Raw genomic sequence first — 16702 nt, 5'->3', positions numbered from 1 at the left:
GCGTCTCGGCGTTACCAAGGTCTTCCCTATACAGCGGCTTTCAAGCGCGTCGCGCGCGCCTGCGAATACGCCAGCACCGGGGCGCGCCCAATCGAGTGGTAGTCGAAGCCGAGCATCTTGACCAAATCCGTCGAGAAAATGTTGCGGCCGTCGAAGATTACGGGGGCTTTCATCAAGGACTTCATACGATCGAAATCGGGATTCTTGAAGTACGACCATTCCGTAACGATCAGGAGCGCATCGCAACCCTGCAACGCGCTGTAACTGTCCTCGGCATAGGTCACTCCCGCGCGCGGACCCAGATAGCGCTGCGTTTCGCGGACGGCCTTCGGATCGTAAGCGTGGACTTCCGCGCCCGCCTTTAGCAGCGCGTCAATCAACAAAAGCGATGGCGCTTCGCGCACGTCGTCCGTTTCTGGCTTGAACGACAGGCCCCAAATAGCGAACCGCTTGCCGGTAAGATCGTTGTCGTAGTACGACTCGATCTTTCGGACCAGTGTCGTCTTCTGCGACTGATTCACCTCCTCGACCGACTTCAAAAGCCGCGGCTCGTGTCCGGCGCTGCGCGCGGTGCTCACCAATGCCTGCACGTCCTTTGGGAAACACGAACCGCCGTACCCGATTCCTGGGAAAATGAACTGGTATCCAATGCGGCTGTCCGCGCCGATGCCGTTGCGAACGTCCTCGACGTTTGCGCCGACGCGCTCGCAGATCGTTGCGATCTCGTTGATGAACGATATCTTCATGGCGAGCATCGCGTTCGCCGCATACTTCGTCATTTCGGACGACGTAGTATCCATAGTCAGCACCGGGTGCCCGTCGCGAATGAAACTCGCGTACAACTCTTTCATCAGAACCTCGGTCCTGCAGTCGCCACATCCGATGACGATGCGGTCTGGATTCATGAAATCATCGATGGCGCAACCCTCGCGGAGGAACTCGGGATTCGACACGACATCAAAGTCAAATCGCACCTTGCGTTCGCGCAACGTAGCTTCGATTGTGTTGCGCACTTTTTCGGCGGTGCCGACGGGAACCGTAGACTTGTTTACGACAATCTTGTAGCCGTTGATGTAGTCGCCAACCGACTTCGCCGCGGCGAGCACGTGCTTGAGGTCGGCGGTGCCGTCTTCCAACGGCGGCGTTCCGACCGCGATGAAGACGAACAACGCCTTCTCGATCGCCGCCTTCAAGTCTGTCGTAAACGACAGGCGCCCCTGTTCCACATTGAGCGCAACCATCTCATCCAAACCCGGCTCATAAATCGGAATGCGCCCGAACCGCAACGCCTCGACTTTCGCGGCGTCAATATCGACACACGTGACATCGTGCCCCACTTCGCTGAAACAGGTGCCCGTAACGAGTCCCACGTAGCCGGTGCCAATGACGGCAATCTTCATGTGAAATGTCCTTTCCTATCGCCGGAGGCCGGCGCCATTTGCAGGTTGATGGACCAAGAGAGGCGTGCCGGACTTTGCGGGTTCGACCCGCGCGCCCAAGCGCCCCTCGACCAGTGCGTAGTACCAGTTTTCAAGCCCGATAATGAGCTTGTCCCACGCGAAGACCTTATTTGCCACATCGCGCGCGTACATCCCCACGCGCACGCAGCGTTCGCCGTCGGCGAGGTAGTCGCGGGCGGCCGCCGCCATCCCCTCGGGAGTCTCTTCGCAAAGACTGCCGATCGGATAGCGCTCGAACAGCCATTTCACTTCGCCAACCGGATTCGAGATTGTCGGCCGACCAATGCACATGTAGTCGCCGATCTTGTTCGGCCATCGTCCGACGTTGCTGACCTTCTGCGTGTACGGCATGAGGAACACGTCCGCAGCAGCGAGATAGGTCGGAAGGTCTTTGTAGGCGACCGGCCCAACCGCTTTGACGCCCTTCAGCGACTCGCGATTGGACAACATACCTTTGACGTCGCGCTCGGAGGGGCCGACAAGCAGCAGGACCGTGCGCGGATCGGTAAGACGGAGAATCTCGTACGCCTTCACGGCCATCGGAAGGTCGATGAGCACGTCCAAGCCGGAAAAACAAACGACCGGCGCATCCTCGGCGATGCCGAGCATGCGGCGGCTTTGCGACTGATCCGGGACCTTCGCAAACGCGCGGACGTTTGCCCCGCCGGGAATGACAATGCAGCGTTCGCGATCGACGCCGAGGCTCACCGCGCGTTCCATCAGCGCGTGGCTAATCGCAGTCAAACCATCGAGCTTATTGCGATAGTATTCCTCAAAGAACACCTCGACACCCGAGAAGAGCCACTGATACCAAAGCGGACGGCGTTCTTTGATAAGGCCGCCGTGTCCCCACCAGTCGATCCAATCGCTCACGATCGGAATCTTCTTCTCTCGCGCATAAGCCAGCGCGGGGAGGACTACGGCGAGGCGTGTATCCAGACAATGGATTAGATCGTACTTCTTGTTTTCGCGTCGCAGGAAGCTCAGGCGGCGCCACGCACACACGGGATCCCACCCCTGGCGCAGTGCGCCCACGAGGAGATCGGGGCTCTCGATAATGCGAAAGTTCTCGACCTTCTCGATCTTTGTACGGAGCATCTCCCGATTGGCATGGCACATGACGTCCACGTCGTGTCCGCGCGCGGCGAGTTCGCTCGCCCACGGGTGCGCGCGAAAGTTGATCTTGAACCGCCGGTGGTTGCTCACCAGCAGGATGCGCAATGGACGCTTGTTGCCCCTCGGTGTCATGCGGGTATTGCCACCTGTTGCGGCGCATGGTTCTCGACGTTGGCCGTATAGACCTCTTCAAGGATGTGCGGCACGTTGTACGTGATGCGCCAGTCCGGGTAGTGGGATTCGAATTTCTGGAGACCGGAAATCCACCAGATGTGGTCGCCAATCCGGTTCTCGTCGAGGTAGATTGTGTCCATGCGCTTGCCGCTGATCCCTTCGCAGAGCGCAATCGCTTCGCGCATCGAGCAGTTGCTGTACCGCCCGCCTCCGATGTTGTAGACCTCGCCCGTGCGCGGACGTTTGTAGAACTCGTAGAAGGCCTGAATGAGGTCGTAGCTGTGGATGTTGTCCCGGACCTGTTTACCCTTGTACCCGTAGATACGGTACGTGCGCCCGGTGACACAGCACTTCATCAGGTAGGCGAGGAAACCGTGCAGTTCGGCGCCGGAATGCCCCGGCCCCGTCAGGCATCCGCCGCGAAACACCGCGGTCTTCATTTTGAAATAGCGTCCATACTCTTGGACCATGACATCCGCGGCGACTTTCGACGCGCCGAACACGGAATGAGTGCAGTTGTCGATTGACATCGATTCCGTAATGCCGCCCTCGTACTCGTGTCCGTCGGCGATTTCCCAGCGGTGTTCGAGTTCGCGGAGCGGCAGCGTGTTCGGGCGATCGCCGTATACTTTGTTTGTGGATGTGAAGATAAGTACGGCATCGGCCGCGAACTGCCGCGTGCATTCGAGCAGGTTCAGCGTACCCATCGCGTTGACGCCAAAGTCAACCAACGGCGCCCGCGCCGCCCAATCGTGCGACGGCTGCGCGGCGGTATGGACGACTAGGGCTATGTCGCTGCCGTATTGCTCGAAAATGAGCCGCATCGCCGCGGTATCGCGAATGTCCGCGGCATAGTGCTTGTAGTTCAGGAGCGTCGACTTGAGTTGGTCAACAGACCACGATGTCGACGCCTCCTCGCCGAAGAACTCGGCGCGCATATTGTTGTCGATGCCGACGATATAGAACCCACGCTTACTGAAAAAGCGCGCGGCCTCCGCGCCGATGAGCCCACCGGACCCCGTGACTATTGCTACTTTCATTCCTGGTCCTCCTCTGTTCGCTTTGGCTGCTACGCGCTCTTTGCCATTTCACCGGCGGCAACCGGCGCAGTCTTCGATTCAAGCGCCTGCGAGTAAACGCTCATCAGGCGCGTGTAATAGGTCTGTTCGCTGTACTCGCGCTCGACTTTGCGGCGCCCCGCAAGGCCCATCGCGCGGCACGCGCCGGGCGCATTCCACAACCGTTCGACATGCGCAGCCAGCGCCGCGACGTCGCCCGCCGCGAAGTGCAGGCCGGTCACTTCGTCGTCGACGATTTCCGCAAGGCCGGCCATGTTTGTCGCGATGACCGGCAACGCGTAGCTCATCGCCTCCGCGGCAACCAGCCCGAACGCCTCGTACCACCGGCTCGGAACCACTACCATGCGCGCTCCAGCGTAAAAATCCGTCAGGGCCTCGCGCGAAAGTTGCCCAACAAACGTCACGTTGGGCGGCGCAAGTATTCGCAGGATGCTGTCGAGAGGACCTTCTCCCGCGATTCGTACGGGAATGTTCGGCAGGCGCTTCGCCGCGAGCAATAGCGTCTCGATGCCTTTCTCCTCGCTCAAGCGCCCCGCAAGCGCGACATAGGCGCCGTCCGCGGGATTGGCCTGCTTCCCGGGGATCGGAACGACATTGGGTACGACGCGGATGCGGTCCGCCGGAAAACCCGCCGCCACCAGCCTCGATTTCACGAAATGACTCGGCGGCACGAAGACACTGACGCAACTCGTAAAGAGGCCGCCGTGGCGCGCGAGTGTGTTGCGCGCGGCGAAGGCGATGCTTTCAAGCACGTTGCCGCGGCAGTTGGTAAGCGCGCACCAGTATTCCCTGCCCCCGCTACACTTTGTGCAGATCTTGCCGTTTCGCATTAGCACACCGTTGGGACATTCGAGCCGGTAATTGGGACAACGCATGACGACCGGAACGCCCTCTTCCACGCAGGCTTCCAATACGGACGGCGAGATGAGCGGGTACAGATTGTGCACATGCACTACGTCCGGACGGCCGTCACGTAGCGCGGCGCGCACTTCGCGCTTGGCCGCGGCCGAATACGCACTCGACGCAAATGCCCGGAGTTTTGACGCGGTGCCGGAGATATCGGAACTGCGCCGCTCGAATGTCGTGACAGTGTGGCCGTTCGCGCGGAGGATCGCGCCGATGCGCTCGAACATTACATCTTCGCCGCCGCGGAACCGGTAATAATTGTGAATGTGCAGGACGCGCATCAGTGGGCCCTCTTCGTGACGGCGCGACACACCGCGTCCACTTGACGCGCGGCGGTGTCGAATGAGCAGTGTTCGCACGCGTACTCCATAATGCGGTCGGGAGCGTACGCGGACAGGTTCGCGAGCATTTGCTCGAGCACGGCGCGAAACGCCGCGTGTTCGCCGCACGAAAAGACTTCCCCCGTAACGCCCGGCTGAACGTATTCGCGCAAACTGCCTACGCCACTGGCGAGCACAGGACGGCCATATGCGTACGCCATGAACTTGATTCCGCTCTGGCTGCCTTCAAGGTAGGGAAGCAGCACAACGTCGGCCGCCTTGAACAGGAATTCCATCTCGGAATCCGGCGCCGCGCCAAACTTCGCGTCGATACGCATCGGGCCCCGGTGCGTGCGCGCCATGCGCTCAATCAGGTCCTGGTACGACCGCTCCGGCGCATGTCCCCGGACAAGCAGGGTCAACTTTTCCGCGTGATAGTCGCCAAGCGACTCGATGACAAAATGCGTGCCTTTGTAATAGCGCTGAAGCCCGAAGCACAGCAGGACCCGCTCGTCCTCCGCAATCCCGAGGTGTTCCCGCGCGGCCGCCTTCGTGATCGTCTGTGTCTCGTGCGGATGATAGGTGCCGTGCGCAACAACGTGGACCCGGTCTGTGTCCACGTCAAACTCGTCGACCAGCCGTTCCTTGATTGCCTGTCCATGCACAACGATCGCGTCTACGAGTGCGCGGTAAACAATCCAATAGATGATGCGGTACCTGATCGTATCGGCGTCGTGCGGCAGCACGTTATGCGCCGTGTACACAATGCGCTTGCCGAGAAGTCGAAAGAGCGGATACATCAACATGCAGCGCAGCAATGGACGGCCAATGCTGACATCGTAGAGAATCTCCCCCTTTGTAGACGCGACGCATCCAATCAACTTCGCGTAGTACGCAACCAGTTTCGAGAATTCGCGTATCGGGTTTCTGTCGCGTTTGTCGCTGCCGCGCAGGTTTAGCAGCGCGACATTTGGATGGTACTCCTGCCCTTCGTGCATGTCGCCGCCGATGATACGCACGGCGTGGCCCAGACGGGCATGCGCGTTTGCGACTTCGCGCACGTAGTCAGGCTGGAACCCGCTCGCAAGAATCAGACGTGCGTGCCCTTCCGTGCTCGCCTGCGCGTCGGATTGCGCTTGATATGAAAGTACCGAACTCATGCGTGCCCCCTTGGAAATGGAACGATTCGGCCGGAAGGCTCGAAAACGCGCGGGCAACTGAATTTGCCGCTTTCAAAATGACTTACCCTGGCGCGCAACGGTTCCGGCAACGCTTGAAACCCAAAGTAGGACAATGTCAAGAACTGCACGAAGGTCTGCATGGTGGGAACCAGCAACGTCGATTCCGTCATGCCACCGACAATGCCGAGCAGGAGCAGTCCGCCAAGAAATGCAAAGCGCGCGTCGCGCGTCGCCCGGAAGTATTTCACGGAACGCGCCATGCCAATGATTTGGATCAATGCATACGTGCTGACGCCGACAATGCCAAGCCCCATGAGCACTTCGAGGAATACGTTGTGGCATTCGGCGATGGGCCAGCCCTGGCGCGCGGTAATCTCGCGAATATGCGCTACGGTGAAGAAACTTCCGTAGCCATATCCCTGCAATGGACGCGCCGCCGCGTACTCGATGAGTTGCTCCCAAAGCGGCAGGCGCCCCGTCAGCGCCATTGCACCGTCGAGGTCCTGGTCGCTGCGGCCCAGGAGAATTCCCTTCTGCAATGCCGGCAGTAACGAGCCGCCTGCTAGTAGGACTGCCGTCAGCGCACCGGTGATTGCCGCGGAACACGCAAACATGAACCGTGGCGAGCCCGCGTACACGAGAACGAGATAGAGCGCCAGCGTGACGAGAAAACTCAAAAGCGACGTGCGCGACTTCGTCATTACGAGGAAGAAGAACGCGAACGCCGCCAGGGCCGCATACAGCCCGCGCCAGCGCTTCTCGGTTTGGAGCGCCGCAATCGCGGCGAGCACAATAAACGAGCAGTTGACGCCCTGGTTGTTCGGATGAATCGTGCCGGCGAAACGGTAGCGGTCCGCCGTGGGTGTGAAGGAGCCAAGCGCAATCTCGGACGCAATGCCCGCGAAGAGATAACAGGTCGAGCTGAACAGGACCAGAAACAACATTTCGCGCGGGTTCATTCGGCAGGCTACGCCAAGCGCGCCGAACGAAAGCGTCGCGATAACAACGATGCGGCGCGCCGTCAGCGCCCATTCATCGGCCCAGAAGATGCTCATGAGCAGCCAACCGACAAAGAAGACCATGAGACCCGCGAGGAAACCGTTGATCTGCAGCGGGCGGCGTCCGGGCATGGCAATCATCAATAGGCCAAATCCGCCGACCATCAAGAATCCAATCTGGCGTTTCGCGTTGCCCTGCGCCGCGTCTTTCTGCAGGGTGTCCTCGGACGGAAGATAGTCGTCATGGATCGAGTACGAACGCACCGGGTCATGTAGCGCAACGAAGAACGCCACCGTCAGAAGAATGAACATGAACCACGGGAGGCGTTGGGCCTCGGGCGCAGGGCGCAGTGTCAGCGAGTCAGTCATGCGGCCTCCCTCGCCAAACGGCCGCTCGCATTGGCAAATGCGGCAGACCTGATCGCCGTAGCTGCGGAGTTTGTGATGAGTTGCGCCGCTGCCGCGCCAACTGGGCCGCTCCAGCGAACAAGTGCAACGCCGATCAAGAGGAAACTGGCCAGCGCAATGAAGTTCACGTAGAAATCGATACGGGCAAGCTCGAGCGCAAACAACCCCCGCGACACTACGAAGCCAACCGTGAGCACGGCTGCATTAAGCGATAGCAGGACTACCAGCAAGCCGTTTCCCGCATACTTTGCGCCGTAAACGAGCGTGACAAGCGAGTCGCCGGCAATCGCCATCGCACCGGTGAAGACCAACAGCATCCCGCAGAACGCGATCGCCGAGTCCCGCACGACACGTTGAAGACGCCGCACTCCCCCATCCGCTCGCGCGTGCATGATGCGAGGGCCGAGGTAGTTCTGGACGCCAAGCATCAGCGGATTGATCAGGGTCATAACGCCGAGTGCGGCCGCCCATGTGCCGGCCATCGCCGCTCCATGAAAGCCGGCGACAATCCACGCATAGAGATTCATGCTCAGCGCCCACGCGACGCCGCTGGCAAGCAGCCATTTACCGGCGGTCCAATTCCGCGCGAAGTCCTCCGCGATGGCGCTTCGCGTAACAATGCGTTCGTGGCGCGTCACGATGAACCAATGGAATGCGGTGACCGCGGAGGACATGCCAAGCACGAGGAACGCGGACCAGCTATGAAGCGCACCCGTCAGATACAACGCAACCAAACCTACGATCTGGAGCGCCGCAAGCAAGACGTCCAACAGCAGCGCCTTTGCATACGCCAGCCGCGCAAAGCAGTTCTGCCGCACATAATCGCGGAGCAGCAGGAAAGCGAGTGCGGCCCCCAGCGCGCTGATGGTTTGCGCGAGCGCCGGATTGTGTCCGAAGCATGACAACCCCGAAATTAAGACCAGCGCCGAGACGACCGCCGCAAACGCGCACTGGTGCGCAAACGAGCTGCCGGCAAAGCGCCGGCCGTCGTCGCCCGTCAGCCGCGGATATCGAATCATGAACGGTGTCGCGATAAGCGAGGCCTGAACGGCCATCAGCACAGTGAGCAAGCTGAATCCGACCGTGTACAGCCCGAATTCTTCTTTGGTGCACACCCGGCCAATCAGCACCCCCGTTACAAACGTGGTGGCGCTGGCGACAACCTGGTCCGCGACGCTCAATACGCTATTCGGCACGCGGCGCGGCGCACGCGCAAGGACGCGTTCGGTCCATCCCGCGCAACGGGAAATGCGAAGCCCTATGTCGGCCGCTCGGCCCATGCTCGTCGTACTCGCTTCGTTTGGGAACTAGTGCGCGCCGCGTTGCAGCAACACGGCGGGAATCGTGCGGAGAATCAGGGAAACGTCCAGCCAGAAGGAGCACTTCTGGATGTACTCAAGATCGAGGCGTACCCAGCGATCGAAATCGCGGTCGTGACGGGCGGTGACCTGCCAGATGCACGTCAGCCCCGGCTTGACGTCCAGGCGGCGCCAGTGCCACACGGAATAGCCGTCCTCCTCGTTGACCGGAAGCGGGCGCGGCCCGACGATGCTCATGTCGCCGAGCAACACGTTAAAGAGTTGCGGCAGTTCGTCCAGGCTGGTCTTGCGAATCACCTTGCCGATTGCGGTCACGCGCGGGTCGTTTGTCATTTTGAATGCAACACCGCTGCGCTCGTTGAACTTCATGAGATCGGCTTTGCGCGCTTCGGCGTCGGTTGCCATGCTGCGGAACTTGAACAGGTGAAATGTCTTTCCACCCATGCCGCCGCGCTTCTGCTTGAAAAAGACCGGGCCTTTCGACGTTGCCTTTATCGCGATCGCAATTGCAATCATGAGCGGCGCGAATAGCGCGAGCCCCAAAAGCGCCCCAATGACGTCCATCGCGCGCTTCCACATGGGAAACGGTCGCGCAAACAACGCATGACCGTTTTCCGACGACACGTTCTCCGCCTGCGGAAATTCAAGGGAGTTCCACGGTGGCAGGGTCTCCTGCGCGAGTTCGTAGTTATGAGACATGGTGGAGCCTCATCTTGATCGGGCTGCTCGCAACCGAATGCCGCCCACGGAGCGCGCGCGAACCGAGATTCGTGCGTTCGTCATCGGGATACTCGTAGACTGCAAATGTCAGCTTCGGCGCGGGAAGGGACTCGATGCCCGCCTCCGCAAGCTTGCGCCGAAAAATGAACTCGAGCGGTTCAAGAATATTTGTCGCGCCGGCCTTCGTGGTGTACGGAAGAATGGCGGCGATCTGGTCGCCGTAGTATCCCTTGGCGTCGCACACGCGCGTACGTTCGAGCAGCGCAGCGGCCAGGGCCCGCTCCGCCGCGTGCATCGATTCGTCGCTCTGCGAAAATTGGATGTTGAACACGATGAGCACGAACGGCTGCCCCGACCGATCGGTGCGCGACCGTTCGAGACAGAGTTGCTCTTCAAACGCCTCGCTGTTCAGCAAGCCCGTCGCCTGCGCCTTCTCCTCCTCGCGAACGCGCGCCATCAAGCGATAGAGGCGCACCAAGGCCGAATCCGTTTGTGGTTTAGCAACCATGCCTACATCTCCCCGTGCAGAAGTGAGCGTTAGAGCTTTCGGTAAACGAAATCAGGAATCTCGTAGCGACGATTGTTCAGCGCGACTCCCAGGACATTGCCTTGCTGGGCCGTTAGCTGCGTGACCGCGTGACGAAGCACTTGCCAGCGCACGCCGCCTGCATTGACGATGACGACCGTTCCATCGGCAAGGGGCGCCACCAGGCCGGCGTCCATCCCTTTTCCAATGGCCGGCGTATCGATGAATATCCAGTCGTAGCGCTTTCGCATGAGCCGCAGCGTATTGAGCACGCGGGGCGACGCCAGCAACGCCGGCAGCGTCTCGCGCTTCGCGTTGAGCTGGCTGATCGCGATGGGCGGCTCGTTTATTCGGTAAACGATATCGTTGATGGAACGCGCACTGTACGAGATATTCTCCCACCCGCGCGTCAGGCCGCTTTCGAACAGCTTGCGCGCGCACCCGGAATGACACGTCGCCAGGACGAGGACACGTCTCCCAAGCTTCGTCGCCCCCACGCGCGCCATCTCCATGACATACGTCGCGCTGGCTTCGTCGTCGCCAAGACCGGCAAACGAAACGATCTTGCCGCCCCGGTTTTCGATCAACGCGTCGATTCGCGTATAGAGTCCGATCAACTTCTCTTCAAATCCCTCCGCCGTTGGCGGCAAAGAGACGTTAAAGTTGATCTCGGTGATCGGTTCGTCAATCGGCGCGACGCCGGCGAACTCGAGCGCTTCGTAGATTCGGCTCATTCAGACACCTCTTCCTGCAGGGCGATTGCGCCGTTCGCCGCTGGTACGATGGTCGCTGTGCCAGCCGCGTTCAGCGCCGGCGTTTCCGGAATGGGCGCCAGCGCGGCGGCGTGCGCGACTTCGCGAATGCCGGCCGTGGCGGCCTCCGTCTGCGACGGACTCCAGAACATCGGGACGGCGAAGCACGCCGAGGCAATCGCCGCGCCCGCGCACGCAGCGCCAACCCAACGCAGGTTTGGCATCGCGCGGCCGCCCTTGAACTCGCGGATGACTTCGCGGGCAATTCTCGGCGTGATGGGCTTGCACTGATAGCCAAGCCCGCTGACCAGCGCGTTGTCGCACATGATGTTGATCGAGCGCGGATACCCTTCCGCGGCTTTGACAATGGCCTTCATCGCCTGAGGCGTAAAGACGGCGTCGGGCTTGCCGCCCGCGTGTGAAACGCGATGGCGAATGTATTCGATGCCTTCCTTGGGCGTCAGCGCGCGGAGCTTGGCGCGCACCGCGATGCGCTGCCGAATCTGGCGCATCGAGTAGTCGGCCAGCTTCACATCCAATTCCGGCTGACCCACGAGGACCATCTGCATGAGCTTGTAGTCCATGGTTTCGAGATTCGAAATCAGGCGCAGTTTCTCAAGCGTCTGGTTCGGCATGTGCTGCGCTTCGTCAATGATGAGCACGACGCGTTTGTCTTTGCCCACTTCATGCACCAGCGAGCGCATCAGGTAGTGCAGCATCCAGCGCTCCGACTTGCCGCGTCCGTCAATACCCAGTTCGTGGAGAAGGTGCACCAACAACGCCTCGAACGTAAGGTTCGGATTGAACATGAAGATGGGACGAATACGCGTCCGGCGGATGCGCTCGAGATAGGCGCGCAGGATTGTGGTCTTGCCTGTGCCGACTTCACCGGTCATCGCGACAAAGCCGAGGCCCTTTTCCACGCCATACACGACCGCAGCAAGCGCTTCCTTGTGGCTCGGACTCATGAAGAAGAAGTCCGGGTCCGGCGTAATGTGGAACGGTTCCTTGTTGAACCCGTAGTAACTTAAATACATGCTTTGAACTCCTTTTTCGACACGGTGACAAGCACCGGCACACCGACCCAACGCTCCACTTGCTGGGGCGTATTGACGGAGTCATCGAAGTAATCGAACACGAAAGCAAACGTGATGCCCGCGAACATCGCGAGAAAAACACCGAGAAAGAGATTCAGCAGCTTGTTCGGCTTCACTGGGTCCATGGGAAGCGTCGCCGGTTGGACGACGCTGACATTCGAGACCTTGTCGATGTCAAGCGCCGACGAAATGCGCGCGCGCTGGAGGCTGTCGCGATACTGCTCGTAGTCCTTTTCCGCGAGGGCCACTTCGCGCTCGAGCGTCTGTAGTTCGATCTCCTGGCTCGCCAGCGTCGCCAGTTGCGCGCGCTGCTTGTCGAGTTCCCGGGAGATCGATGCCTGTTGCGCGTCGAGAGCGACGTGTTGTGCACGCTCGTTTACTAACGCAAGTTGGACTTGCTGGTACGTCTCGTCGACGCCGGTGGTAATTTCCGTGTGCGTTTCGTTTTCCTTCTTCAAGGCCGCTTCCGCTTCCTTGATCTGTTGCCGCACGTCGATCAAGGGCCGGTGCGTCTCCGGATAGCGCGCGGAGAGATCGGTTTCCTTGAGCCGAAGATCGAGCAGCTTCTCCTTTAAGGCGTCCGCCGCGTAGTTCGTTACCCCCGTGGTGCGGCTGATCTCGAGCGTCTTCGACCGTCCCTCGAGCGACGCCTCAAGTGCGTGGATGCGCTTTTCGGACGCCATGCCGTCGGCCTGTGCACTGGAGAGTTGCTCCTCCAATCCTGCGATCTGGTTCAGCAGGACTTCCTTCTGCCGTTCAATCGTCGTAATGCCGTTTTCGCGGCGAAACGTGTCGAGCGTTTGTTCGCGCGAGGCGAGTTCGTTGCGAAGCGATTCAGTCTGCTCTTCGAAGAACCGCGGCGTCGCCTGAGCGGCGTGCACGCGAATGTGTTCCTCCAGATAGAACTGAAGCAGCGCGTCCAACGCGCTCTGCGCAAGCGGCCGGCTCGGCGCGTCGAACGTGACGTTGATTATTTCGGTCTTTGCTTCGACGGACACGTCAAGGTTTTCCATGAAGGCCTTCACCGCCTGTTCGCGTGGCGTAAGCGGCGTCTTCAAATCGAGCGCAACCATGAGGCCGGCGCCGGTCTCTTCCGCTTCGCGCACTTCACGGCGAATTTTTCGCAAGTCCCGCTGGGCGTCGGCCATCGCCGCGACTGGCGGCTGAACGTCAAGCAACTCGTCCGGCTTTTCGAGGAAGGTCTCGGCGCCGAGTTTGTCAACGACCTTCTCGGCGATCGCACGGCTGTGAAGAATTGAAACCTCGGAATTCACCTCATTCACCCGATCGCGCGACGGGTACAGCGTCGGGCCGGATACGGTCGGGTCTACGGACAAGTTCTCGCGCCCGAGTCGAATCAACAGCTTCGCTTCCGAGCGGTACACCTCTTGAACAAGGTAGGTGTACAACACGACCATCCCGAAGACCACGGCGGACACCGACGCAATCTTCACCTTGTGGCGGAACACGAGATACAACATGTCCCGCAGCGAGTTGTTCATTACCTGGTTGATTGGATTGCTCCCATGCGCTGGACCGCGCCTTGGTTGATTTGCGTCGCCGTGGACAACAACTGCGAACCGAAATTGTTGTTCGAGTAACTCGGTTCGTTCAGGTCATACTGAAAGCCCCAATGGACGGATCGCGGTATGATCCGGTTTACGTACTGCTCGACGAACTGGTCCACTTGATCGATATTGGTGGGGGGCACGAACACCATATCGTAAGGTTCGAGCAGAAATGGCTCGCTCTCGGGCTCCTCGAGTGCCTTGCGAAGATCGAGCGTCGTCGCGAACTGTTGGCCCTCGCGTTGACGCACGACCACAACCGTTCGCTTCTTCGCACTCTCCTTCAGGAACCCGCCGGACTGCATGATCGCCTCCAGCGCCGTTAACCGCCCGTTGATCATGACCAGACCGGGGTTTTGTACTTCGCCGGTAACATAGACCCGGTGACTATCGAGTGAATTGACGACTACCGAGATTTCCGGCTCGATGAGCTTGTCCTCGTAGAGGCCGAGAAGGTCGCTGCGCAGTTCGTCCGGTGTCCGGCCCTGCGCTTGTACGTCACCCACGAGTTGGAGCGATATTTTTCCGTCCGGCCGGATGCTCTGTTTCTCCTCGTTCAGTTCAGGCCAATATAGGAATTTCACCTGCAATACATCGCCGGGTTGCAGCACGACTTTCGGCTCTGCCGCGACAGGAAACGATTCCGACGGTGGAGGCGTCGTGATGCAACCGGACATCGCGGCGACAACACAGAGTGCCGCTACGAGTTCAATTAGGGATGCCCGCGAAACGCGCGGGTACGCGTTCCGCGGGTCTGGAGAGACACCGGGATAGGTATCGTTCGTAATGTGTTTCGCGATCGCAAACAAAGGATTGAATCCCTCGCGTACGGTTGCCGTCTCAGCGTGGTGGGCCGGTGTGGGAATTCCCGCTGCCCCAGGACATTCGAATCGCATCGGTCACCTTCTCCATTCCATGGCGCCCCTGCTAAGCGCCGGTTCCGTCTTAGTAAGAAGCGTGCCAGCGACGCGCGGCGGATGAAGCGACTCGGGGAAATGACGCAGGACTGTTGGGGGGCGCAATGCGCTCGACACCTCATACCGTAGGTGCGGGCTGTTGCATCATCTCAGAACTGGTGGGCGGCTCTTCGCGACCTCGGACGCAATGCCTCGCAGCCGGAAATTCCTAGCTATCAGTCGCTTCGGAGAGGTCCGCGAATAGAATCGCGTGTAATGTCCCGCGCTTCGTTGCCGCACGCGCATTCCGTGGGAGTAACGTGGAGGGACCTCGAAACTGTCTCGCACCGCCGTGGGAATGCGTCGAAGTCAAACCTGTGCAGGGAGCACGTGGATGGAGTCTTCATAGCGCGATACGTGAGGCTAATGCGAAAACGAGCGCGGTGCTGACGGAGCACATTGACGAAAACCTGTCAATCCGTCAAAAAAACCAACCGCGCTGCCGCAGCTCGGCGCCGCAGGTCAGCGCCAAACAAACCAGATGAAAATGTACGCGGGTACGACAGCGGCAATGGTGAACGGAATGGAGATTCTCAACCAGTGCGCGAGGCTCACGGGATGTCCCTCTTTTCGGATGAGTCCCGTCGCGACAATGTTGGCCGACGCCCCGACGGGCGTGACGTTTCCGCCGAGGCTCGCGCCGATGAGCAGTCCAAACATGAAGAGCTCCGGCGGCACGCCAACCTCCCGCGCAAGTTTGTCGGCAACAGGAAGCATGGCCGCGAGGAACGGGACATTGTCAACGAAAGCGGAGACGATCACGGAGATGAACACGATGAGCGTATAGCCGACGAAGACATTGGCGCCGACCTGTTCCGCAAGCCACTTCGCCAGCGCGTCCGTCCATCCGGCCTCGGTAAGACTACCCACGATGATGAAGATCGCCATGAGAAAGACGGTCGTGTCCCAGTCGAGACCTTTGACGGTGGCGCGCACACTTCCTTGGTTCGCGGTCGCGTGCCAGGCCAGCGCGGCGACGCCGTAGACCATGCAAATGACGCCCGCCGCGTAACTAAAGCCCGTGTCAAAGAACGAAGACGCAGCAAGCGCGATGATGAGAGTGACCAGCATTCCGGTAGGAAGCCACGATTTCACGTTCTCTACCGCAACGAGTTCTTGCTTCTCCTTGTGCCTGAAGAACACGAAGTACAGCACCACGAACGATACAATCGCCCCCAGCTCGACGGCGAAGAAGATGCTGGGTTTCCCCTTGTAGACGAAGAAGTCGACAAAGGTCATCTTCGCGTAGCCGCCCAGAAGCATGCTCGGCGGATCGCCGATGAGCGTCGCGGTGCCCTGTAGATTGCTGCATATCGCGATGCCGATCATCATGTTGATCGGAACAATGTTCAGCTTCTTCGCGAGCGTAAGCGCAATCGGCGCGACAATGAGAACGGTCGCAACGTTTTCGATAAACACGGACAAAAAACTCGTGAGCATGCAAATGAACAACAACGCCCACGCCGTGTTCGGGGCCTTGTTGACGATTGCCTCCGCGAAGTATGCAGGGGCCCTGCTTTCGATGAAGGCCTCGGCGAGCATCAGCGTTCCCACGAAGATGCCCATGACGTTCCAATTGATGGCGGTAAACGCCTGCCATCCAGTGAGGCAACCGGTCAACAGCAGCAGGGTCGCCGCAACGGAAGCGACCACGCTGCGCCAGGTCGGAAGGATGAAGAAGAACGTGTACGCGGCGATGAAGATTGCGAGCGCGATGTAACTGGTCACGTTAAACAAAATCCTTCGGGCGGATATCGAAGCGCTTCACCGAATCCGCCTCCCCCCAACTCTCGGATTCGCGATCGGCAGCACTCGCGGCGCGCCGCATGGGAACTCGATTTTACCGGCAACGTTTTCGCGATTGCGAATTGCCCGCAGTTTTGCGGTGACAATCGCGCAGCGCCCAAAAATGTCACGGCATGACGCCGCGTGTTCCAATTTGTGCAGCAATCGATGCACTCTCCTTCGTCACAAAAGTCACGCAACATCAATTCTGCCAACACCTTCCAGTTCGTGACCAAAATCTGGCACGCGGTTTGCCTTTGTATCCTCTGGTTTTGTTTCGAGGGATTCGGTCCGGCTCATCGGGCCGGGCCGTGGAAGTAACACTTTGGAGGGTACT

The 16702-nt window shown here is 59.8% G+C and carries 14 protein-coding genes; all 14 read right to left on the bottom strand.

Features of this window, described 5'->3' with window-relative positions; translation table 11 throughout:
- Positions 1–26 precede the first annotated feature (26 nt).
- The 14 genes from HUU46_03825 to HUU46_03760 all read right to left on the bottom strand — a co-directional run bounded on the left by HUU46_03825 (position 27) and on the right by HUU46_03760 (position 16308).
- On the bottom strand, positions 27–1400 hold the full coding sequence (locus HUU46_03825) for a UDP-glucose/GDP-mannose dehydrogenase family protein (GenBank protein NUM52751.1): 1374 nt from the start codon (positions 1398–1400) through the stop codon (positions 27–29).
- Between the two features lie 15 nt (positions 1401–1415).
- The gene (locus HUU46_03820) at positions 1416–2708 is read right to left on the bottom strand and encodes a glycosyltransferase (GenBank protein NUM52750.1); all 1293 of its coding nucleotides are present in this window, start codon (positions 2706–2708) and stop codon (positions 1416–1418) included.
- Positions 2705–3790, bottom strand: coding sequence for an NAD-dependent epimerase/dehydratase family protein (locus HUU46_03815; GenBank protein ID NUM52749.1), 1086 nt, complete (start codon positions 3788–3790; stop codon positions 2705–2707). Before HUU46_03815 ends, HUU46_03820 begins: the two co-directional genes overlap by 4 nt.
- 29 nt (positions 3791–3819) lie before the next feature.
- Positions 3820–5016, bottom strand: a complete 1197-nt coding sequence (locus tag HUU46_03810) for a glycosyltransferase (GenBank protein NUM52748.1) — start codon at positions 5014–5016, stop codon at positions 3820–3822.
- Complete coding sequence (locus HUU46_03805) at positions 5016–6215, bottom strand: glycosyltransferase family 4 protein (GenBank protein ID NUM52747.1); 1200 nt, start codon at positions 6213–6215, stop codon at positions 5016–5018. The genes HUU46_03810 and HUU46_03805 overlap by 1 nt, the downstream gene beginning before the upstream one ends.
- Entirely contained in the window at positions 6212–7603 is a 1392-nt protein-coding gene (locus tag HUU46_03800) for an O-antigen ligase family protein (GenBank protein NUM52746.1), read from the bottom strand. The genes HUU46_03805 and HUU46_03800 overlap by 4 nt, the downstream gene beginning before the upstream one ends.
- Positions 7600–8922 (bottom strand): oligosaccharide flippase family protein, encoded by a 1323-nt coding sequence (locus HUU46_03795; GenBank protein NUM52745.1) that lies wholly within the window; start codon positions 8920–8922, stop codon positions 7600–7602. The genes HUU46_03800 and HUU46_03795 overlap by 4 nt, the downstream gene beginning before the upstream one ends.
- 27 nt (positions 8923–8949) lie before the next feature.
- Positions 8950–9660, bottom strand: coding sequence for a sugar transferase (locus HUU46_03790; GenBank protein ID NUM52744.1), 711 nt, complete (start codon positions 9658–9660; stop codon positions 8950–8952).
- Complete coding sequence (locus tag HUU46_03785; GenBank protein ID NUM52743.1) at positions 9650–10189, bottom strand: hypothetical protein; 540 nt, start codon at positions 10187–10189, stop codon at positions 9650–9652. The genes HUU46_03790 and HUU46_03785 overlap by 11 nt, the downstream gene beginning before the upstream one ends.
- Positions 10190–10218: 29 nt before the next feature.
- A complete protein-coding gene (locus HUU46_03780) occupies positions 10219–10941 on the bottom strand; it encodes a hypothetical protein (protein ID NUM52742.1) in 723 nt (240 codons plus the stop codon).
- A complete protein-coding gene (locus HUU46_03775) occupies positions 10938–11996 on the bottom strand; it encodes an AAA family ATPase (protein NUM52741.1) in 1059 nt (352 codons plus the stop codon). Before HUU46_03775 ends, HUU46_03780 begins: the two co-directional genes overlap by 4 nt.
- Positions 11987–13558, bottom strand: coding sequence for a GumC family protein (locus tag HUU46_03770; protein ID NUM52740.1), 1572 nt, complete (start codon positions 13556–13558; stop codon positions 11987–11989). Before HUU46_03770 ends, HUU46_03775 begins: the two co-directional genes overlap by 10 nt.
- Positions 13558–14520 (bottom strand): polysaccharide export protein, encoded by a 963-nt coding sequence (locus HUU46_03765; GenBank protein ID NUM52739.1) that lies wholly within the window; start codon positions 14518–14520, stop codon positions 13558–13560. Before HUU46_03765 ends, HUU46_03770 begins: the two co-directional genes overlap by 1 nt.
- A gap of 522 nt (positions 14521–15042) precedes the next feature.
- On the bottom strand, positions 15043–16308 hold the full coding sequence (locus HUU46_03760) for an anion permease (protein ID NUM52738.1): 1266 nt from the start codon (positions 16306–16308) through the stop codon (positions 15043–15045).
- Positions 16309–16702: the final 394 nt, after the last annotated feature.

Source organism: Candidatus Hydrogenedentota bacterium (genome assembly GCA_013359265.1).
Classification (GTDB): domain Bacteria; phylum Hydrogenedentota; class Hydrogenedentia; order Hydrogenedentales; family SLHB01; genus JABWCD01.
The sequence above is the reverse complement of the archived record's forward strand: the minus strand, read 5'-3'. Positions and strand labels throughout refer to the sequence as shown.